Origin of the sequence: Shinella sp. WSC3-e (genome assembly GCF_945994535.1) — a bacterium.
In the GTDB taxonomy this organism is placed as follows: Bacteria; Pseudomonadota; Alphaproteobacteria; order Rhizobiales; family Rhizobiaceae; genus Shinella; species Shinella yambaruensis.
This window is the reverse complement of record NZ_OZ000533.1, coordinates 52,845-72,677: the sequence shown is the minus strand read 5'-3', so window position 1 is coordinate 72,677 and position 19,833 is coordinate 52,845. Positions and strand designations below refer to the sequence as shown.

Here is a 19,833-nt window from a genome sequence, read left to right as displayed (position 1 = left end):
CGCGGCCCGGGCGGGCTTGCCGTTGCCGGGAGGCCGGGTTACACGGGGCCACAGGGCATCGACGCGATTGCCGGGGTAACGAGTTTGGCTGCTGACAACATGAAGGGTCCGGACGACGCCGATCCGCTGATGGTGCGGTCGGTGGAAAAGGCGTTTCGCGTGCTCGAGGCATTCGACGGCACGAACCGCAGCCTCAGCCTGGCGCAGATCGGCGCCAGTGTCGGGCTCGACAAGAGCGCGGCGCAACGCTTCACCCACACGCTGAACCGGCTGGGTTACCTGCGGAAGGACCCGGTGACGAAGCGTTTCGAACTCAGCCTGCGCAGCCTGGAGATGGCGCGCCATTTCATCACCGCCAACCCGATCGTCAACCAGGCGATGCCCTATCTCCTCCATCTCAGCCGCGAGACGGAGGAGGCGGTGAACCTGACCCTGCCGGACGGCGTGGATATCGTCTTCGCCGCCCGCTTCATGAGCCGGCACATGCTCAACACCGATGTGGTGGTGGGCACGCGCATGCCCGCCTTCTGCACGGCGCCGGGCCGGGCGATCCTTTCCCGCCTGCCGGCCGAGGAGGCTATCTCGCTCCTCGGGCGTTCGCCCCTGCAGGCCTTCACGCCGCAAACGGTGCACACGGTCGAGGCCCTTGTCGCGCAGCTCGATGCGGCCCGCCATGCCGGCTATGCCACGACCTGGGGCGAATTCTTCCCCGGCGATCTCTCGGTCGCGGCCGCCGTGCTCGACCAGGCCGGCCGGCCCGTGGCGGCAGTGAATATCGGAGTCTCCAACGCGCGCTACACGCCGGAGAAAGCCGAGGAGCTTTTTGCGCCGCTCGTCACCGCCGCCGCGCGCTCGATCTCGCAGGCGTCCCCGGCGTTCTGAAATCCTGACACAAGGTCTTTTCGCGCATCTCCGCCAGCCGGCGGCCGATCCTGCACGTCATGAAGAATCCCGTTGACAATTTCATGCATCGAAATACAATACATCGTATTAAATAGAAATACGGTGATTGACATGGCAGATTTCATCCTGACGCAGCAGCATGGCGCATGCCGTGTCATCACGCTGAACCGTCCCGAGGTTCTCAATGCCTGGCACGCGCAAATGCGTGCCGATCTCGTGGAGGCGCTGGAAGCTGCCGAAGAGGATGCGTCCGTCGGAGCGATCGTCATGACCGGGGCAGGGGAGCGTGCCTTCGGCGCCGGGCAGGACCTCAACGAGACCAAGACCTTCGATCCCGACCGCGCGGAAATGTGGATCGGCGAGTGGGAACGGCTCTACGACTGCATCCGCGGCCTGTCCAAGCCGCTGATCATGGCGTTGAACGGCCTCGCCGCCGGCTCGGCCTTCCAGGTCGCGCTGCTCGGCGATTTCCGCATCGGCCACGACGGCGTGAAGATGGGGCAGCCGGAGATCAATTCCGGTATTGCCAGCACCACCGGCCCGTGGGTCATGATGGAGATGATCGGCCTTGCGCGCACGACCGACCTCACGCTGAGCGGGCGTATGATGGAGGCGGCGGAATGCGCCGCGATCGGCCTGATCAACCGGATCGTGCCGCGCGAAGAGGTGCTTGCGGCAGCATTGGCGCTGGGCGAGGCGCTTGCTGCCAAGCCGCGGCTCGCCATGAAGCTCAACAAGCAGCGGTTCCGCGAAGTCACCGAGGCGCGCTTCCGCGATGCGCTCGCCGCCGGCGTGCGCAACCAGCGCATCGCCTATGGCGATGGCGAACCCAACCGGATGATGGAAAAGTTCCTCGCCGCGAAGTCCGGGGCGAAATCCGGCTGAACCGCGTCCGCTTTCGATATCAACGACGTTCCAGGACCTCAGCGTGCAAGACCAAGGTTTCGTTTCCCGCCTGCCGGCCCGCGCCGCCGCCTCGCCCGAGGCCATCTATGCGACCTTCGATGGCGAGCCGATCACCTTCGCGGATCTGCACCGCAAGTCGGACAGCGTGGCGGTCGAGCTGCGCCGCCTGGGTGTTGCGAAGGGCGATCGCGTGGCGCTCATGCTGCGCAACAGCCCCGACAGCCTTGCCGTCCTGTTCGCCATCGCCAAATGCGGCGCCGTCTGGGTGCCCGTCAATGTGCAGCTACGCGGCGACGGCCTGAAATATATCCTGGACCATTGCGATCCGCGCGTCGTCTTCGCCGACCGCGATCTCTTCCCGGACATCCTGGCATGTGGCGCCGACATGCGTGCCTTCCGGCTCGTCGCCGAGGCGGGAGAGGCGGATAGCCTCGATGGGCTCGCCGGCCGCGGCCATGTCTTTTCCGAACCGCTGCCCGCGGCGGACGACCTCTTTGCGCTGAACTATACGTCCGGCACCACCGGCCGGCCGAAGGGGGTGCGCGTCACCCACCGCATGCTGCGCTACGCCGCCGAAGGGGCGATGCTCTGCTCGGACGCGCGGGACGGCGACGTCTTCTTCGTCTGGGAGCCGCTCTACCATATCGGCGGCGCGCAGCTCATCCCGATCCCGCTGCTGCGCGAGGTCACGCTCGCCATGGTGCAGCGCTTCAGCGCCAGCCGATTCTGGGATCAGGTGCGCGCCTGCGGCGCGACGCAGATCCACTATCTCGGCGGCGTCCTGCAGATTCTCCTGAAGCAGCCGGAAAGCGGTCGGGACCGCGACCACAAAGTGCGCGTTGCCTGGGGCGGCGGCTGCCCGCGCGACATCTGGCGCGCCTTCGAGGAGCGCTTCGGCACGCCGCTGCGTGAATGCTACGGCATGACGGAATCCTCCAGCATCACTACGTTCAACGCCGCCGGCATCGTCGGGTCGGTCGGCACGCCGGTGCCGTGGCTTTCGGTGGAAATCCGCGATGAGCAGGGAGCGCCCGTGGCGGCGGGCGTGCCGGGCGAGATCGTCGTCCATCCGCGTCGGGAAGGCGCGGTCTTCGCCGGCTATTTCCGCAACGAGGAGGCGACGGCGAGGGCGCTGCGCCCGGACGGCTTCCATACCGGCGACCTCGGCAGCATCGACGCCGACGGCAACCTTTATTTCCTCGGCCGCCTGACGGACAGCGTGCGGGTGAAGGGCGAGAACGTCTCGGCCTTCGAGGTGGAGCACGTCGCCGGCAGCCATCCGATGGTGGAGGATTGTGCGCTGATCGGCGTTGCGGCCGAGGTCGGCGAGCAGGAGATCAAGCTCTTCATCAAGCCGAAGGCGGGAGCCGCCATCGATTTGCCGGCCTTCTCCGCCTGGCTCGGCCAGCGGCTCGCCCCGTTCCAGAACCCCCGCTACCTCGCCGTGGTCGACGATTTCGAGCGCACGCCGAGCCAGCGCATCATGAAGCACCGGCTGCCCGCCTCTGTCGAAGGAAGCTGGGACAGGCGGCAGGCTCAAGGCCTCGAGAGGAGAAACGCAGAATGAAGGCCGCCGTTCTCTATGGCTACAACGAGGACCTGGTGATCGAGGATGTGGCGATCGGCGAGCCGGGCGACCGCGAAGTCCTCGTGCGGATCATCGCCACCGGCGTCTGCCACAGCGACCTCAGCGCCGCCAGGGGCAAGTCGCGGCCGAAGCTGCCGATCATCCTTGGGCACGAGGCGGCCGGCATCGTCGAGCGCACCGGCTCGGCCGTATCCAAGGTCCGGAAGGGCGACCATGTCATCCTCTCCTGGGCGCCGAACTGCGGCGAATGCTTCTATTGCCACAAGCGCCTGCCGACCATGTGCGACACCTATGGCGAGGCCGCCGGCGGCGGCACGCTCTGGAACGGCGCGCAAAGGCTCGGCAACGCCGAAAAGCCAGTCCATCACTTCACCTGCGTGTCGAGCTTTGCCGAATTCGCCGTCGTGCCGGAATCGGGTTGCGCGCGGATCGAGAAGGACATTCCCTTCGAGGTGGCGGCGCTCGTCGGCTGCGCGGTGACGACCGGCTTCGGCGCCGTCGTCAACGATGCGCGCGTCGAGCCCGGCGAGGTCGTCGGTGTGATCGGCGTCGGCGGCGTCGGCATCAACGCCATCCATGCGGCATCGTTGGCCGGCGCGGAAGCGGTCGTGGCGATCGACATCAACCCGGAAAAGGAAGCGGTCGCCCGCTCGTTCGGGGCGACGCACTTCCTCAATTCCGCGACGCAGGACGTCACTGCGGAACTCAAGGCGCTGAGCCGCGGCCGTGGCCCGGACAGCATGATCGACTGCACCGGCCGGCCGGCGGCCATCGCACTTGCCTATGACGGCGTCCGGCTTGGCGGCGCGGTGATTTCCGTCGGCATCGCGGCGAAGGGCGAGATGGTTTCCCTGCCGGCCTCGACGCTGCCGAACACCCAGAAGCGCATCATCGGCAGCAATTACGGCGGCGGGGTTCCCGAGCGTGATTTCGAGCGCATCCTTGGCCTCTACCGGGCCGGACGCTTCGACCTCGACCGCCAGGTCGGTGAGCGCGTGCCGCTGGAGCGGATCAACGAGGCCTTCGGTTGGCTGGAGCAGGGCGTTCTTGCCCGCACGCTCGTGTGCTTCGACCGCTGACCCATCCTATCGAACGAGGAAGACATGTATCCCGATACCCAACTCTTCATCGCCGGCAAATGGATCAATGGCGCGGGCGGCGAGACGCTGCCCGTCCTCAACCCGGCGACCGGCGGCGAGATCGGCCGCGTCGCAAAGGCGGCGACGGCCGACATGGATCGTGCGCTCGCCGCCGCCGCTGCGGCTTTCGCCATATGGCGCAAGACGACCGCGCGTGAGCGCGCAAAGCTGCTGCATGCCGCTGCCGACAACCTGCGCGCCCGTATCGAGGAGATCGCGCCGATCCTGACCATGGAGCAGGGCAAGCCGCTTGCCGAAGCCCGCTCCGAACTGCGCAATGCCGATGACGTGATCCGCTGGTTCGCGGAGGAGGCGATCCGCTCCTATGGCCGCATCATCCCGGCGCGCAGGCCCGGTATGCAGCAGATGGTCATGAAGGAGCCGATCGGCGTCGTCGCGGCCTTCACGCCATGGAACTATCCGGTCGCCCAGGCCATCCGGAAGATCTGCGCGGCCCTTGCGGCAGGCTGCACCGTCATCCTGAAGGCCGCAGAGGAGGCGCCCGCATCCTGCGCCGCGATGATCCGCGCCTTCGCCGATGCGGGCTTTCCGGACGGGGCGGTCAACCTTCTCTACGGCGTACCCTCGGAAATCTCCGAATATCTCATTCCACACCCGACCATCCGCAAGGTCTCGTTCACGGGCTCGACGCCGGTCGGCAAGCACCTGACGGCGCTTGCCGGCGCGCATATGAAACGGGTGACGATGGAACTCGGCGGGCACGCGCCCTGCATCGTCTGCGCGGATGCGGACCTCTCCTCCGCCGTCTCGATGCTCGCCGGCCATAAGTTCCACAATGCCGGCCAGGTCTGCATCGCGCCGACGCGCGTGTTGGCGGAAGAACCCGTCTATGAGACTGTGCTCGACGGTTTCGTCGCCGCGGCGAAGGCCGTGAAGGTGGGGGACGGGCTCTCGCAAGACGTCGACATGGGGCCGATGGCGAATGCGCGCCGGCTCGACGCCATGGACCGCCTGATCGGCGACGCCGTCGCGCGGGGCGGCCGCCTCCTGGCGGGCGGCAGCCGCATCGGCAATGCCGGCTTCTTCTTCGAGCCGACGGTGCTCGCCGACGTGCCGCAGGATGCGGCGATCATGAACGAGGAGCCGTTCGGGCCGGTGGCGGTCGTCAACCGTTTCGCGACGGTCGACGCGGCGATCACTGAAGCGAACCGGCTGCCCTTCGGCCTTGCCGCCTATGCCTTCACGCGGTCCCAGAAGAACGCGCAACGCTTTGCCGAGGACATCGAGACGGGCATGCTCTCGATCAACGACTATGGTCTTGCCTATGCCGAGGTCCCGTTCAACGGGGTGAAGGATTCCGGTTACGGCTCCGAGGGCGGGCCGGAGGCGCTGGAAACCTTCCAGTCCATAAAGTTCGTTTCGCAGACGAATCTATAGAAATCACTCAAATGAAATCTTGACTTCATTTTTTCATTAGTGTGAACTTCTGCTTGACATGAACATACAGGAAAGACCCGATCTCCGATGTCTCAGCAGGCCTATTCCCTCCCGCAGCGCGCGCCCCTCTACCAGGCGCCGCCGTTCGACTACAAAGCCTTCAGCAAGGTCAGCGTGTTCTGCCGTGTCGACGAGGCGGCGATCCGCGCGGCGCTGCCCGCGCCGTTCGATGTCAGGGGCGACGTGATCGAGTTCTTCATCATGGACGTTCCGGCGGGCGGTTCGCTCGGCACCTATGCCGAGGGCGGCATCGTCGTACCGATGAGCTACAAGGGGCGCCCGGGCGGCCATGTGCTCTACGAGATCGTCACCAATGACGACTCGATGGCCGTCGGACGCGAGGTCTGGGGCTATCCGAAGAAGATGGGCGAAGTGGACTGGAAGGCGAGCGAGGCGGCGGTCACCGCGAAGCTGTCGCGCCGAGGCACCTCGCTGATCGAGATCGACTTCAAGGCCGGCGGCCCTGCCTTCGACAAGCCCGTTCTGCAGCCGCGCTTCCAGACCCGCATCATCCCGTCGCCGGAAAGCGCTGCCGTCGAGACCCAGATCATCGAGAATTCGCTGGGCCAGTCCGAAACGCTTCGCCATGCCTATGGCACGGTCGACCTCAAGATCGGCGGCAATGCCGGCGATCCGTTCTCCGATTTCCAGATCCGCGAGATCGTCGGCGCGGAAATGATCGTCGCAAATTTCGTGCTCGCCTTCGGCAAGATCGTCGGCTGAAGGGACAGCTACAGGGAACCGTACACATGATGTGTGCAAAAGCGCCCGAAAAAATGTTCAGGCTCGATGAAAAGCGGGTCTTCATCACCGGTGGCGGCGGCGGCATCGGCCGCGCGGCGGCGCGGATGTTCGCTGCCTTCGGGGCGCATGTCGTGGTTCTCGACCGGGATGCGGCGGCGGCGGAAGCCGTCTGCCGGGACGTGACGGAGACCGGCGGCGCGGTGACGGCCGCTGCCCTCGATGTCACGGACGAGGCGGACGTCCTCGGCGTGTTCGCCGCTGCGGAACGGCAGGCTGGCGGCCTCGACATCCTCGTCAACAATGCGGGCATTTCGATCCGCCGTCCGTCGACGGAGCTTGCGCTGGAGGACTGGAACAGCGTCGTCTCGGTCAACCTGACGGGCATGTTCCTTTGCTCGCGGACGGCGGCGCGCTCCTGGATCGGCCGTGGCGTTCCGGGCGTAGTGGTCAACACCGCGTCGATCATGAGCTATTCGGGCGGCGGCCTGCACCCGAACGTCTCCTACCAGTCGACCAAGGCCGGCGTGGTGAACCTTACCCGCACGCTTGCGGTCGAATGGGCCGGCAGCGGCATTCGTGTCAACGCGGTCGCGCCCACCTGGGTCCGCACGCCGCTGATCGACCATCTGACCGCGGATGCGGCACAGATGGAGAAGATCCGCAGCCTGACGCCGCTCGGCCGTCTTGCCGAGCCGGACGAAGTGGCTGCGGCCATGGTCTTCCTGGCCGGGCCTGCATCGGCGATGACCACCGGTCATGTGCTGGCGGTCGACGGTGGTTATCTCGCGAAATGAGGAGGTCGGACGAAAACGTCAAGTAGTCGCATGCCCGGTCACTGTCGTGAAGAATGCATATAATAATTTCACGCATGCGTTGCCCGGATGGGAGTTCCGTGCAACCAATCGCACCAAACGAAAGGGGAACCTTATGACCAGAAACCGTGTACTTCTTTCCGCCGCCCTGCTGTTGGCATCGAGCGTGCTGCCGGCCATGGCGGACGATATCGTGCTGGGCGGCAGCGCCCCCATGTCGGGTGCGCAGGCCGAGTTCGGCCAGTCGCAGATCGACGGCGCCCAGCTTTATTTCGACCAGCTCAACGAGAAGGGCGGCATCAAGGGCAACAAGGTGGTGTTCCGTCCGCTCGACGACCGCGCCGACCCGCGCCAGGGCACGCTCGTCGCCCAGCAATTCTGCGACGACAGCGCCGTGATCGGTGTGATCGGCCACATGAACAGCGGCGTCACCATGCCCGCGCTCGACATCTATTCCGAATGCGGCATGCCGCAGGTCGTGCCCGCCACCAATCCGGAACTGATGCGCATGGGCTTCAAGACCGTCGTGCGCCCCGTGGCCAACGATTTCGTGCAGGGCGCGCTGCCGGCGAAGTACGTGACGGAGAAGCTCGGCCTGAAGACCGCCGTTCTGGTGCATGACAAGACCGTCTTCGGCCAGGGCATCGCCGGCGTGTTCAAGGACAATTTCGAAGCTGGCGGCGGCAAGGTCTCCGGCACCCACGGCACGAATCCTGAGGATGTCGACTTTTCCGCCCTGATCGCATCGATCAAGCTGGAAAACCCCGATGTCGTCTATATGGGCGCCGGCATGCCGCAGCTTGCCCTGTTCCTCAAGCAGATGCGCGAGCAGGGCCTGAAGGCGCAGTTCATCGGCCCGGATATCGGCTTCACCGTCGATTTCATCACGCAGGTTGGGGCGGCCTCCGCCGAAGGCGCGCTGATGACGTTCCAGCTGCCGCCCTACGATTCCTCGCCGGAGCTGAAGGACTTTTCCGAACGCCACCAGGCCCGGTTCGGCCGGGCGCCCGGCCCCTATGCCTCGCTCGGCTTTGCGAATGCCCAGGTCATGGCCGCCGCCGTCGAGAAGGCCGAGACGCTGGACCGCGAGGGCGTGCTTGCCCAGTTGCACGGCGTGACGGTCGACACGCTGCTCGGCCCGGTCGCCTTCGACGAGAACGGCGAGAACACCACCGCGCCGATGTATCTCTATGTCGTCAAGGACGGCAAGTTCGAGCTGATCAAGCAATAACGGCCGGACGCATCGTCAATGGGGCCGGCGCTGCCGCGCCGGCCCGTCGCAGAGAGGCGATCCCCTTGTTCGACTATTTTCTCCAGCAACTGATCTTCGCGCTCGCGATCGGCGCGATCTACGGACTGATCGCCCTCGGCTATACGATGGTCTACGGCGTGATGCGCCTGATCAATTTCGCGCACGGCGAGTTCTTCATGCTCGGGCCGTATGTCTACACCTTCATCTTCAGCGGCCTCGTCGGTCTCGGTGGGCTTGCGCCGGTGCTGGATTCGGCCATCGCCATCGTCGCGAGCTTCGTGATCATCGGCCTTCTGGGCGTGGCGATCGAGCGCTTCGCCTATCGGCCGCTGCGTGCCTATGGCCGGCTGGCGCCGATGCTGAGCGCGCTCGGCATGTCCATCGTGCTGCAGAGCGCGGTGCGCGTGACGGTCGGCCCGCAGCCGGTGCATTTCCCGGCGATCGTGCCGAGCACGCCGATCGCGGCGCTCGGCGGCATGGTGACGACGGTGCAGCTCGGCATCCTTACCGCCGCGGTCCTGCTGATGGTCGGGCTCACGCTCTTCGTCAACGGCACGCGCCTCGGCATCTGGATCCGCGCGGCCTCCGAGAGCTGGACGACTTCCAGCCTGCTCGGCATCCGTGTCAACCGTGCCGTCAGCCTCGTCTTCTTCATCGGCCCCGGCCTCGGCGCGATGGCGGGCATCATGTACGCTTCCTATTACGGTATCATGCAGCCGACCATGGGCTCGGTCATCGGCCTCAAGGCCTTCACCGCGGCCATTCTCGGCGGCATCGGCTCCATCCCGGGGGCCATGCTGGGCGGTTTCCTGCTCGGCGCGATCGAGACCTTCGGCACGGCCTTCCTGCCGATCCTCTCCGGCGGCCTCATCGGCACGGAATATAGGGACGTCTTCGCCTTCGCCGTCCTCATCCTCGTTCTTCTGTTCAAGCCTGCCGGCCTGCTCGGCGAGACCGTCTCGGAAGAAACGACCGTCGCAAAGAAGGATTACTGAGTCATGGGGAACCCGGTGATCGTCCGTCGGATCGGCCTTCTGGCAGTACTGGCGCTTTGCGTGGTCCTGCTGGCGCTCGTGCCCAAGCTTCCGCCCTACTACGTCCGCGTCGTGGACAGCATCCTGATCTACATCATCCTCGCCGTCGGGCTCAATCTCGTGGTCGGCTATGCGGGCCTGCTCGATCTCGGCTTCATCGCCTTCTACGCGGTGGGCGCCTATGCCTATGCCTTCCTTGCCAGCGGCCAGTTCGACATCCACCTGCCGTTCATCGTGATCCTCTTCATCGGCGCCGCCGTCGGGGCGCTTGCCGGCATCCTGCTCGGCTTTCCCGTGCTGAAGCTGCGCGGCGACTATCTCGCCATCGTCACCTTGAGCTTCGGCGAGATCATCCGCATCGCCATCAACAATGCCGACGACCTGACCAACGGCCCGCAGGGCATTGCCGGCCTCGACCGGGCAAGCCTCTTCGGCCTGCCGCTGACGAGCCCGGTGCATTTCTACTGGCTGCTGCTGGCGCTGGCGATCATCGTCTGTGCAGGCGTCTACTACATGGAGCGCTCGATCCTCGGCAAGGCGTGGCGGGCGATGCGCGAGGACCAGGATGTCGTGCGGGGCCTCGGCATCAACACGACGACGCTGAAGCTGCTCGCCTTCGCGCTGAGCGCGGCGATCGGCGGTGCCGGCGGCGTGATCTTCGGCTCGTTCCAGCGTTTCGTCAGCCCGGAAAGCTTCACCTTCCAGGAATCGCTGCTCGTCGTGCTGATCATCATCATCGGCGGCGTCGGCAACATCGTCGGCGTCATCGCCGGGGCCGTGGTGCTCGTCATCCTGCCGGAAGTCCTGCATTTCGCCGCGCAATACCGCCTGCTGATCTACGGGATCGTGCTCGTGGCGGTCATCGTGCTTCGCCCGGGCGGCCTCGTCTCGCCCCGCTTCAACCTCGGCTTCATCGTTCGGAAGGTTCGGTCGCTATGGCTCTCGCCCTCGAAAACGTAAGCAAGCATTTCGGTTCGCTGGTGGCGATCAGGAACCTCACGCTATCCTTCGACGTCGGCTCGATCTACTCGATCATCGGGCCGAACGGGGCGGGCAAGTCGACCGTCGTCAACATGATCGCCGGCTCCTATTCCGTCACCTCGGGCGCGATCCGGCTCGGCACGACCGAACTCAGCAGGCTGCCGAAGCATCGCATCGCCCAGCTCGGCGTCGCACGCACCTACCAGAACCTGCGCCTCTTCGACGGCATGACGGTGCTGGAAAACCTGGAGGTGTGTTTCTTCCCGCAGTCCTGGATAAGCTTTCTCAGCGGGACGAAACGCCTCGGCAAGGCCGAGCGCCTCGACATCTGCCATGCCTGCCTCGCCGAGTTCCATCTGTCGGATGTGGCGGACGTGCTCGCCGGCGACCTGCCGTACGGGCGGCAGAAGATCCTCGAACTGGCGCGCGCCTTCGTCACGCAGGCGCCGATCGTGCTGCTGGACGAGCCGGCGGCGGGTCTCAACCATACCGAGACGAAGGACATGGCGGCGATGATCGCCGGCCTGAAGCGCGCAGACCGGGCGATCATCCTCGTCGAGCACGACATGGACATGGTCATGTCGATTTCGGACCGGATCGACGTGTTGAACTACGGCGAGCTGCTTTGCTCCGGCACGCCGGATGTGGTGCGCGCGAATGAAAGGGTGCAGGAGGCCTATCTTGGAACCACGGAAGAACTCGACGACATCCGCAAGCTTGCTCAAGGTCGCCGGGCTCAAGGCGGGCTACGGTCGAACGCAGGTATTGTTCGGCATTGACCTGGAGGTCCGCGCCGGCGAGATCGTCACGATCATCGGCGCGAACGGTGCCGGCAAGACCTCGACGCTGCGCTCCATTTCCGGCCTGACGCAGGTCTATGCCGGCGAGATCGAATTCAAGGGACGGCCGATCAGGGGGCTGCCGCCGGAGGAGATCACCCGCCTCGGCCTTGCCCATTGCCCGGAGGGGCGCCAGATCCTCCAGCGGCTGACGGTCGAAGAGAACCTGCTCGCCGGCTATCTTCCCGGCCGAGGGCGCAGCTTCGACGAGATCCGCACTGAGGTCTACGACATGTTCCCGATCCTCAGGGAGCGGCGCCATTCGCTGGCGAGCCGGATGAGCGGCGGGCAGCAGCAGATGCTGGCGATCGGCCGCTCGCTGATGGCGACGCCCGAGCTCCTCATGCTGGACGAGCCCTCGCTCGGCCTTGCGCCGAAGATCATCAACCAGATCTTCGAGATCATCATCGGCCTTTCCAAGTCCGGCATCAGCCTTATCGTGGTGGAGCAGAATGCGGCCGTGGCGCTGGAGATCGCCGACTACGCCTATGTGATAGATGCGGGCCGGTGCTCGGTGGAAGGCGGGGCGCACAACGTGCTCAACGATCCCGACCTCAAGGCGGCCTATCTCGGCGCTTGAGGCCGGAGGGGGAGAGGACGGATGCAAAAACGGGAAAACTCCATCCTGGTCACCGGAGCGGCGTCCGGCATCGGACGCGCCATCGCGCATGCGCTGGCCGCGCAGGGCGCGGCGCTGACGCTGTTCGACCGGGACGCCCCGGCCTTGCGCGCGGTGGCCGATGCCTGCCGCGCGGCAGGTGCCGCGGTCGTGGACGTTGCGGGAGACGCATCGTCGGATGCCGATATGGCGTCCGCCGTGCGGCAGGCCGTGGAGGGGCACGGCTTCCTGTCCGGCGCGGTGGCGGCCGCGGGGATCGCCCGCAAGGGCGATGTCACGATGCTCTCCGACGAAACATGGCAGGCGACGCTGGCGGTCAACCTGACGGGACCCTTCCTTCTCGCGCGCCACAGCGTGCCGTATCTTCTGCGCAACGAGGCTTCCGCATTCGTTGCGATCAGCTCGGATTCCGGCGTGCGCGGCTCGCGCGGCTATGCCGCCTATTGCGCGTCCAAGCACGGCGTCGTCGGCCTGATCCGCTGCATGGCGCTCGATCACGGCCCGCAGGGCCTGCGCAGCAATGTCGTCTGCCCTTCCTTCGTCGATACGCCGATGGCAGACGGCCTGCTGCGGGAAGGGGGCGGGACCTACGACCGCGCATTCTACGAACGGCGCGTGCCGCTCGGCCGCTTTGCCCGGCCGCAGGAGGTTGCCGATGCCGTGCTCCATCTTCTTTCGCCCCAGGCAAGTTATGCCAATGGCATGGTCTATGTGCTCGACGGCGGCACCACCGCCGGCACCTTTGGATGAGGTCCTCAGGTGGGGACAATCGCGCCGCCAGCAGCGGCGGCAAGCGCATGACATTGACTTCATGAAGTGTTTGTTCGATTTCATCATGCAAGTGAATTCGTTAGGTTATGCTCAATGCCAAAATCCACTTCCGAGGCGCGGACGCCGGACCATGTCGGCAAGACGCTGCGTGAACTGCGCCGCTCCCGCCGCATCACCATTCAACAGCTTGCCGATGGCCTCAACCGGTCGACAGGCTATGTCAGCCAGCTCGAACGCGGCCTATCCCAGCCGACGCTGAAGGACCTTTACGCTGCCTGTACCATCTTCGGCGTGCCGATGAGCTGGTTCGTCGACCTGGAAGAGAAACAGCCGGAAGCGGAGCGCGAGAAGGATATCGTCGTGCGTGCCGGCCAGCGCCGTTTCATGCTGCATCGGGGCGCACGCACCGAACTCCTGACGCCGCAGCTCGATTCCGACGTCGAATTCATGATGTCCACCTTCGAGCCGGGGCTTGAGACGGAGCTGAAGAACGTGCCGACGGCCGGCGCCGAATACGGCTACATCCTGAAGGGGCGGCTGGAATTGTGGGTGGACGAGGAGAAGTTCGATCTCCTGGAAGGGGACAGCTACCGCTTCAACCGCTCCTCGACCTATCACTCGCGCAATCCATCGAAGACCGAACCGACCATCATCATCTGGGTCGGCGTCTATAAATAGCCGCCGGCCGAAGCAGCGGGCCATCGCCATGACGACATCGTTTCCGGACCCCGCGGCTTTCGTCGGCAAGGTCGCCTTCATCTCGGGCGCCGCCTCGGGGATCGGGGCCGCGACCGCGGGCAGGCTCGCCCGTCTCGGCGCACGGCTCGTCCTGGCCGATCGCGACGCTGAGCGGCTTGCTGCCTTTGCGGCGCAGCTGGCGACGCAGGACGTGCTCGCCCTTAATGTCGACGTGACGTCCATGGCAAGCGTCGAGCAGGCGGTTGCCGCCGGCATTGCCCGTTTCGGCGGGCTCGACCTCGCGGTCAACTCCGCCGGCATCGACCTGCCGCGCTGCGCGACGGCACACTATCCGGCGGAGGATTGGGACAAGGTCATCGCGGTCAACCTGACCGGGGTGTTCAATGCGGTGCGCAACCAGATACCGGCCATGCTCGCGCGCGGCGGCGGCTCGATCGTCAACGTCTCGTCCATCATGGGCTTTCGCGCCTTTGCCGGCCAACCCGCCTACACGGCCGCCAAACACGGCGTCATCGGCCTTACGAAGGCGGCCGCGCTCGATCACGCGGCGCAGGGCGTGCGTATCAACGCTGTCGCGCCGGGCTTCATCGAGACGCCGCTGCTTGCCCATCTCAGCGAGGAGAAGAAGCAGGAGGCGGCGATGCTTCATCCGGTGGCGCGCCTCGGCCAGCCGGACGAAATCATGAGCGTCATCCTCTTCCTGCTGTCGGACGCGGCCTCCTTCGTCACCGGTGCCTGCTACGAGGTCGATGGCGGCTATCTGGCAAGGTGATCGCCGCGGTGGTCCGACACGCGCTCGATGATGTAGGCGATGCGGCCGGCTACTTCCCAGGCGCCGCGCCGGTGCTTTGACGGGAAACGAACTCAATCGGCAGCAAAGCGGTTGAAACGAGCGGCTTGCCGGAAATCGCATCGACCAGAACCTCCACCGCCCGCGCGCCCATCGCCGCTCCGGGCGTGCGCAGGGTGGTGAGGGCGGGCCGGACATAGGCTGCCACATCAAGGTCGTTGAAGCCGAGGACGGAGAGATTTCGCGGCACATCCAGCTTCAACTCGATCGCCTGCTGGATCAAGGCAACCGCGATCACGTCGTTCACCGCGAACACGGCCGTCGGCCGGTCCTCGCGCGACAGTTCCGGTGCCGCCCGGCGGCGGACCGCTTCGACGGTATAGTGCTCGGCCTCCCAGACCTCGGTGTGAAGGCCAAGCTTCGCCGCCGCCACTTCAAAACCGATGCGCCGGCGAACCGGGCCCGGCCAGCTCGGCTTCACGGTCATGACGGCAACGCGTTCGTGGCCGAGCTCGGCGAGGTGCCGGGCGGCCTGTTCGCCGCCATCCTCGTCCGCCGCAGCGACGCTGCAGATGAACTCGCGTTCACGGTTTTCCTGAAGCATCGCGATGGGGACCCTTTCGGTGCGGGCAATCCTTTGCAGGCGCTCCAGCTGGGTTTCCGGCATCAGCTCGGTGCTGCAGATCAGTGCGTCAGCGCGGCCTTCGCGAACCAGCCGTATGGCTTCCTCCTCCGCCGCGCCCTGCCGCGTGAGGATGGGCGTGACATAGAAGCCGAGTTCGCGCGCCTTGGTGGTGGCACCGTAGAGGAACATGCCGTGCAGCGGTTCCCACCCCTCCCGCAGCCGCATCTGCGAGTGATCCGCGCCATCTTCGAGCAGCATGGCGATAATGCCCGACTGCTTCAGCCGCAGGGCACGCGCGGCCGCGCTCGGGCGATATCCGAGCTGGCTGATGGCAGCCTCGAGGCGCTGGAGATTCTGGCCACGCGGTTTGAAGCGGCCGGTCAGAAAGTTGGATACGGTCTGCGCGGAAACGCCGGCCAGAGCCGCGACATCCGCGATCGTCGGGGGCTTCGTCTTCTTGTCCACCTGCGCTCCTCACCCTGCATTCGGCCAGTGCGACGTTAGTACGCGAGCCCTCACCAGAACAACGGCCTTGCGACCGCGTCAGCCAAGAATTGCGCGGGATTGTCGTCTGAAACCTTCTCGCGCATTCGGGTGCTCCACGCGGCGGCCGATTGATTTTTCCGACCGGCCGCCCTTGCGTATTTTCAATTTCGTGGCTCTAATGTTTATATCGTTAAAGTTTTTGCGGCAAGCCATTCGACTATCTCTTGACCCCATGAAACTTTGATATATGGTTTCGTATACGAAGTGGCGAATAAGCAGGGGAACGCGCGCCATGGATGACGATAGGCAAATTTCGACACAGTGCAGCCAACCCGCCCGCAGCGCAGCCGACGGGACGCTCGGCGCAGCCTCGATGCTGTTGATCGCCAAGCCGGCTCCGTGCCCTCACGATGGGGCATCGGCAGCTTGCGGCCGGCCATGCGGAGGCTGCACCCGGCGCGGCTTCGTCGGCGACGGCCCGATGGGAGGGTTTTGAGATGCTCAAATTGCTGGTGGGCCGCCTCGGCAGCGGCGCGGTGACACTCGCGCTCGTTTCCCTCATCATCTACATCGCCACGATCGCGCTGCCGGGCGATGCCGCCGTTGCCGTGCTCGGCAAGACCGCGACGCCGGAATCGCTCGCCGCCTTCCGCGCCGAGCATCATCTCGACCAGCCGGTGGCACTGCGCTACCTCGCCTGGATCGGTGATCTGGCCACGGGCGATTTCGGCACCTCGGTCGTCAGCGGCGAGCCGGCGGGCGAGCTCCTGGTGAGCCGGGGCCTCAGGACGCTGACGCTGATGGCCTTCGCCGTCGTCATCGGCTTTCCGCTCGGCACGGCGATCGGCGTCTTCGCGGCCGTGCGGCGCAACAGCACGGCCGATCACGCGGTCTCGCTCACCATGCTGGTGATCACCGGCATACCGGAATTCGCGCTCGCCGTGCTGACCGTGCTGCTGCTCAGCACCACGGTCTTCCAGCTCTTCCCGGCCGTGTCGATCTACAATGCGGACCAGCCGATCTTCGCGCAGTTCGACGTGCTCGTGCTGCCGATCCTGACGCTCTTGCTGACGATCCTGCCCTATATCGCGCTCACCATCCGCTCCTCGATGATCGAAATCCTCGACAGCGATTTCGTGGCCATGGCGCGGCTGAAGGGTGTGCCGGAGGGGCGCGTGGTGCTGCGCCACGCGCTCGCCAATGCGGCGGGCCCGCTCATCCAGGTCTTCGCCGTGACGCTGGTCTACATGGCGGGCGGGGCCATCATCGTCGAGACCGTGTTCCAGTTCCCGGGCCTCGGAAGCGCCCTGGTGGAGGCCGTGCGCAATCGCGATCTGGTCGTGGTGCAGGCGACGACCCTCATCCTCGCGATCGTCTATATCGGCGTGAACATCCTGGCCGACCTCGTCGTCGTCGCCCTCACGCCGCGTCTTCGCACAAAGGTGGCGGCATGACAGTCCTTCAAGCCCACGAAGACCATCCCGCACCCGTCGCCAAGAAGAAGCCGGCCGGCATCCTCCTTTCGACCCTCCGCACGCCGAAAGGCCGGATCGGCGCCATCCTGCTCGGATCGGTCGTGCTGCTGGCGATCCTCGGGCCCTACCTGACCGCGGTCGATCCGGAGGAACTGGTCGGCATCCCTTTCGATTCACCCGGCACGGACGGCCGCCTGTTCGGCACCGATTATCTCGGCCACGACACGCTGAGCCGCTTCCTTCACGGCGGGCGCGTCATCATGGTGCTGGCGGCCGTCTCCGCGCTTCTCGGCGTCGGCCTCGGCACGGCGCTCGGGCTCGTCGCGGCCTATGTGAAGGGGGCGGTCGGCGCGGTCGTCATGCGGGCGCTCGACGTGCTCCTGTGCTTTCCCGCCCTCGTGCTGACGCTGCTCGTCGCCTCGATGATCGGCACCTCGCTGCCGCTCGTCTGCATCGTCGTGGCGCTGTCGCATGTGCCGCGCACGGCGCGCGTCATCTATGCCTCGGCGCTGCAGCTCTCCGAGCGCGAATTCGTCGTCTATGCGGAGATGATCGGCGCGAGCCGCTTCGCCGTCATGCTGCGCGAACTGCTGCCGAACCTTGCCGGCCTCGTCGCGCTCGAACTCGGGCTCCGCGCGACCTGGTCGATCGGCATCGTCGCCTCGCTCAGCTTCATCGGCCTCGGCGTGCAGCCGCCGGCCGCCGACTGGGGGCTGATGATCAACGAGAACCAGCCGGGCCTCCTCTTCCAGCCCTGGCCGGTCATCCTGCCGGTGGCGGCGATCTGTGTCGCGACCATCGGCGCCAACCTCTTCACCGACGCCTTCAGCCAGAAGACGGCCGGCGTGAGCCGCACCATCACCTCCGGGAGCGAATGATGAACGTTGCGCCGAAACACCTCCGCGTGCCGGCGGACGAGACGCAGGCCGCCCTTGAGGTCGAGGGGCTGCGGGTCGATGTCGCCGGCTCGAAGACCAATATCGTCGCCGATATCGGTTTCAGCCTCAAGGCAGGCGAGATCATGGGCCTCGTCGGCGAGTCCGGCTCGGGCAAGACCACGGCGGCGCTGGCGCTGCTCGGCTATGCCAAGGTCGGCACCGCCATCACCGCCGGTTCGATCCGCATCCGCGGCGTCGATATCCTGACGCTGCCCTGGAAGGAAATCCGCCGCCAGCGCGGCCGCCTGATCTCCTATGTGCCGCAGGACCCCGGCGCCTCGCTGAACCCCGCCATGCGGATCGGCGCGCAGATGCTGGAAGCCCTTAACAAGGACGGCCGGGAGGCCGGGGCGGCCGAGCGGGTGGCGGAGGCGCTGGCGGATGTCGCCCTGCCGGCGTCGCCGGACTTCCTCAGCCGTTTCCCGCACCAGCTTTCCGGCGGCCAGCAGCAGCGCATCGGCCTTGCCATGGCCTTCATCGGCCGGCCGGCCGTCGTCGTCCTCGACGAGCCGACGACCGGCCTCGACGTCACGACGCAGGCCCATGTGCTGGCGACCGTCCGGGACTTGTGCGCACGCTACGGCACGGCGGCAGTCTATGTCAGCCATGACCTTGCCGTCGTCAACGATCTCGCCGACAGCGTGTCGGTCATGTATCTCGGCCGCATCGTCGAATCCGGCCCGACCGGCATCACGCTGCGCTCGCCGGAGCATCCCTATACGCGGCTCCTCATCTCGGCGATCCCCGATCCGACGGTGCGCCGCAAGCTGCGCGGCATTGCCGGCCACGCGCCCTCCGTCATGAACCGCGACGGCGGCTGCGTCTTCGCCTCGCGCTGTCCGGACGTGCTCGACGACTGTCGCCGCGCGGAGCCGCCGCTGCTGCGGCTCCATGCCGAGGAGCACAAGGTCGCCTGCCTGCGACGGCAGGGGGCGGAAGCCACCGTGCCGTTCCGCGTGCCGGACATCGAGCCCGCGCCGGAGAAGATGGAAAAGCCCGTGCTGTTGCGTGTCTCGGGCCTCGATGCGGGTTATGGCAGCGTCCGCATCCTGAAGGGCGTCGACCTTGCCATACGCGAGGGCAGCTGCACGGCCATCGTCGGCGAATCCGGCAGCGGCAAGACGACGCTCGCCAAGTGCCTCGGCGGCCTTCACACCGACGCCACGGGCAGCGTCCAGCTGCGCGGGGAGCCGCTGCCCTTCGGCGCCCGCCGGCGCAGTCCCGGGCAGCGGCGCGCGGTGCAATACATCTTCCAGAACCCCTACAGTTCGCTGAATCCGCGCCGCACGGTGCACGAGCTGGTCGCGCAGTCCATCGCCGCCTTCATGGAAAAGGGCAGGGCGCCGTGCCATTCGGTGGCCGACCTCCTGTCGATGGTGGCGCTCAACCCGCGTCTCCACGACCGCTATCCCCAGCAGCTTTCCGGCGGCGAGCGCCAGCGCGTGGCGATCGCCCGCGCCATCGCGGCGGACCCCGAAATCCTGATCTGCGACGAGATCACCAGCGCGCTCGACGTCTCCGTCCAGGCGTCGATCGTGCAGCTCCTGAAGACGCTGCACCGGCAATCCGGCACGACGATCATCTTCATCACCCACAACCTCGCGGTGGTGCGCGCCATCGCCGACCGGGTCGCCGTCGTCAAATCCGGCGCGCTCGTCGAGGAGGGGGAAAGCAACGCCGTGCTCGATGCCCCGCAGGACCCCTACACCCGAAATCTCCTCCAGAGCACGCCACGGCTCTGGTGGAGCTGACCATCCAAACGAGGAGACAGACG

The 19,833-nt window shown here is 66.2% G+C and carries 19 protein-coding genes; 18 read left to right on the top strand and 1 reads right to left on the bottom strand.

From position 1 onward, the window contains the following. Positions 1–84 precede the first annotated feature (84 nt). From AABF56_RS29035 to AABF56_RS28965, 15 genes are all read left to right on the top strand, one after another. Positions 85–882 (top strand): IclR family transcriptional regulator, encoded by a 798-nt coding sequence (locus tag AABF56_RS29035; RefSeq protein WP_272808605.1) that lies wholly within the window; start codon positions 85–87, stop codon positions 880–882. Between the two features lie 132 nt (positions 883–1,014). Further along, positions 1,015–1,788 (top strand): enoyl-CoA hydratase/isomerase family protein, encoded by a 774-nt coding sequence (locus tag AABF56_RS29030; RefSeq protein ID WP_272808606.1) that lies wholly within the window; start codon positions 1,015–1,017, stop codon positions 1,786–1,788. Between the two features lie 43 nt (positions 1,789–1,831). Next, on the top strand, positions 1,832–3,376 hold the full coding sequence (locus AABF56_RS29025; RefSeq protein ID WP_272808607.1) for an AMP-binding protein: 1,545 nt from the start codon (positions 1,832–1,834) through the stop codon (positions 3,374–3,376). Then, positions 3,373–4,476, top strand: a complete 1,104-nt coding sequence (locus tag AABF56_RS29020) for a Zn-dependent alcohol dehydrogenase (RefSeq protein ID WP_272808608.1) — start codon at positions 3,373–3,375, stop codon at positions 4,474–4,476. The genes AABF56_RS29025 and AABF56_RS29020 overlap by 4 nt, the downstream gene beginning before the upstream one ends. Positions 4,477–4,500: 24 nt before the next feature. Next, positions 4,501–5,934, top strand: coding sequence for an NAD-dependent succinate-semialdehyde dehydrogenase (locus tag AABF56_RS29015; protein ID WP_272808609.1), 1,434 nt, complete (start codon positions 4,501–4,503; stop codon positions 5,932–5,934). Between the two features lie 87 nt (positions 5,935–6,021). Next, positions 6,022–6,717 carry an acetoacetate decarboxylase family protein gene (locus AABF56_RS29010; protein ID WP_272808610.1) on the top strand — a complete coding sequence of 232 codons (696 nt, stop codon included), beginning with the start codon at positions 6,022–6,024 and terminating at the stop codon, positions 6,715–6,717. A gap of 53 nt (positions 6,718–6,770) precedes the next feature. Then, positions 6,771–7,532, top strand: coding sequence for an SDR family NAD(P)-dependent oxidoreductase (locus tag AABF56_RS29005; protein ID WP_272808611.1), 762 nt, complete (start codon positions 6,771–6,773; stop codon positions 7,530–7,532). Between the two features lie 133 nt (positions 7,533–7,665). Beyond that, positions 7,666–8,781, top strand: a complete 1,116-nt coding sequence (locus AABF56_RS29000) for a branched-chain amino acid ABC transporter substrate-binding protein (RefSeq protein ID WP_272808612.1) — start codon at positions 7,666–7,668, stop codon at positions 8,779–8,781. Positions 8,782–8,846: 65 nt separating this feature from the next. Then, positions 8,847–9,797 (top strand): branched-chain amino acid ABC transporter permease, encoded by a 951-nt coding sequence (locus AABF56_RS28995; RefSeq protein ID WP_272808613.1) that lies wholly within the window; start codon positions 8,847–8,849, stop codon positions 9,795–9,797. Positions 9,798–9,812: 15 nt separating this feature from the next. Continuing rightward, on the top strand, positions 9,813–10,796 hold the full coding sequence (locus tag AABF56_RS28990; protein ID WP_272808614.1) for a branched-chain amino acid ABC transporter permease: 984 nt from the start codon (positions 9,813–9,815) through the stop codon (positions 10,794–10,796). Continuing rightward, entirely contained in the window at positions 10,772–11,596 is an 825-nt protein-coding gene (locus AABF56_RS28985; RefSeq protein WP_244768646.1) for an ABC transporter ATP-binding protein, read from the top strand. Before AABF56_RS28990 ends, AABF56_RS28985 begins: the two co-directional genes overlap by 25 nt. After that, positions 11,535–12,236 carry an ABC transporter ATP-binding protein gene (locus AABF56_RS28980; RefSeq protein ID WP_244768647.1) on the top strand — a complete coding sequence of 234 codons (702 nt, stop codon included), beginning with the start codon at positions 11,535–11,537 and terminating at the stop codon, positions 12,234–12,236. Before AABF56_RS28985 ends, AABF56_RS28980 begins: the two co-directional genes overlap by 62 nt. A gap of 21 nt (positions 12,237–12,257) precedes the next feature. Continuing rightward, entirely contained in the window at positions 12,258–13,025 is a 768-nt protein-coding gene (locus tag AABF56_RS28975; RefSeq protein ID WP_272808615.1) for an SDR family NAD(P)-dependent oxidoreductase, read from the top strand. Positions 13,026–13,139: 114 nt separating this feature from the next. Continuing rightward, positions 13,140–13,724 (top strand): helix-turn-helix domain-containing protein, encoded by a 585-nt coding sequence (locus tag AABF56_RS28970; RefSeq protein ID WP_244768649.1) that lies wholly within the window; start codon positions 13,140–13,142, stop codon positions 13,722–13,724. A gap of 28 nt (positions 13,725–13,752) precedes the next feature. Beyond that, the gene (locus AABF56_RS28965; RefSeq protein ID WP_272808616.1) at positions 13,753–14,517 is read left to right on the top strand and encodes an SDR family NAD(P)-dependent oxidoreductase; all 765 of its coding nucleotides are present in this window, start codon (positions 13,753–13,755) and stop codon (positions 14,515–14,517) included. Positions 14,518–14,566: 49 nt separating this feature from the next. Here AABF56_RS28965 and AABF56_RS28960 read toward each other — a convergent pair whose 3' ends face one another. Then, on the bottom strand, positions 14,567–15,625 hold the full coding sequence (locus tag AABF56_RS28960) for a LacI family DNA-binding transcriptional regulator (RefSeq protein WP_272808617.1): 1,059 nt from the start codon (positions 15,623–15,625) through the stop codon (positions 14,567–14,569). A 518-nt stretch (positions 15,626–16,143) separates the two neighbouring features. Between AABF56_RS28960 and AABF56_RS28955 the strand changes: the two genes are divergently transcribed. Genes AABF56_RS28955 through AABF56_RS28945 form a run of 3 tightly spaced genes read left to right on the top strand, consistent with a single transcriptional unit; the run spans position 16,144 to position 19,810 of the window. Beyond that, positions 16,144–17,100, top strand: coding sequence for an ABC transporter permease (locus AABF56_RS28955; protein ID WP_272808618.1), 957 nt, complete (start codon positions 16,144–16,146; stop codon positions 17,098–17,100). After that, a complete protein-coding gene (locus AABF56_RS28950; RefSeq protein WP_272808619.1) occupies positions 17,097–17,999 on the top strand; it encodes an ABC transporter permease in 903 nt (300 codons plus the stop codon). The genes AABF56_RS28955 and AABF56_RS28950 overlap by 4 nt, the downstream gene beginning before the upstream one ends. Continuing rightward, the gene (locus AABF56_RS28945) at positions 17,999–19,810 is read left to right on the top strand and encodes an ABC transporter ATP-binding protein (protein ID WP_272808620.1); all 1,812 of its coding nucleotides are present in this window, start codon (positions 17,999–18,001) and stop codon (positions 19,808–19,810) included. Before AABF56_RS28950 ends, AABF56_RS28945 begins: the two co-directional genes overlap by 1 nt. The last annotated feature ends 23 nt before the right edge of the window (positions 19,811–19,833 follow it).

Coding starts and splice junctions, on each gene's coding strand:
- AABF56_RS29030 (WP_272808606.1), top strand. CDS start 1,015: ATGGCAGATTTCATCCTGACGCAGCAGCATGGCGCATGCCGTGTCATC.
- AABF56_RS29020 (WP_272808608.1), top strand. CDS start 3,373: ATGAAGGCCGCCGTTCTCTATGGCTACAACGAGGACCTGGTGATCGAG.
- AABF56_RS29015 (WP_272808609.1), top strand. CDS start 4,501: ATGTATCCCGATACCCAACTCTTCATCGCCGGCAAATGGATCAATGGC.
- AABF56_RS29010 (WP_272808610.1), top strand. CDS start 6,022: ATGTCTCAGCAGGCCTATTCCCTCCCGCAGCGCGCGCCCCTCTACCAG.
- AABF56_RS29005 (WP_272808611.1), top strand. CDS start 6,771: ATGTTCAGGCTCGATGAAAAGCGGGTCTTCATCACCGGTGGCGGCGGC.
- AABF56_RS29000 (WP_272808612.1), top strand. CDS start 7,666: ATGACCAGAAACCGTGTACTTCTTTCCGCCGCCCTGCTGTTGGCATCG.
- AABF56_RS28985 (WP_244768646.1), top strand. CDS start 10,772: ATGGCTCTCGCCCTCGAAAACGTAAGCAAGCATTTCGGTTCGCTGGTG.
- AABF56_RS28975 (WP_272808615.1), top strand. CDS start 12,258: ATGCAAAAACGGGAAAACTCCATCCTGGTCACCGGAGCGGCGTCCGGC.
- AABF56_RS28970 (WP_244768649.1), top strand. CDS start 13,140: ATGCCAAAATCCACTTCCGAGGCGCGGACGCCGGACCATGTCGGCAAG.
- AABF56_RS28965 (WP_272808616.1), top strand. CDS start 13,753: ATGACGACATCGTTTCCGGACCCCGCGGCTTTCGTCGGCAAGGTCGCC.
- AABF56_RS28955 (WP_272808618.1), top strand. CDS start 16,144: ATGCTCAAATTGCTGGTGGGCCGCCTCGGCAGCGGCGCGGTGACACTC.
- AABF56_RS28950 (WP_272808619.1), top strand. CDS start 17,097: ATGACAGTCCTTCAAGCCCACGAAGACCATCCCGCACCCGTCGCCAAG.
- AABF56_RS28945 (WP_272808620.1), top strand. CDS start 17,999: ATGAACGTTGCGCCGAAACACCTCCGCGTGCCGGCGGACGAGACGCAG.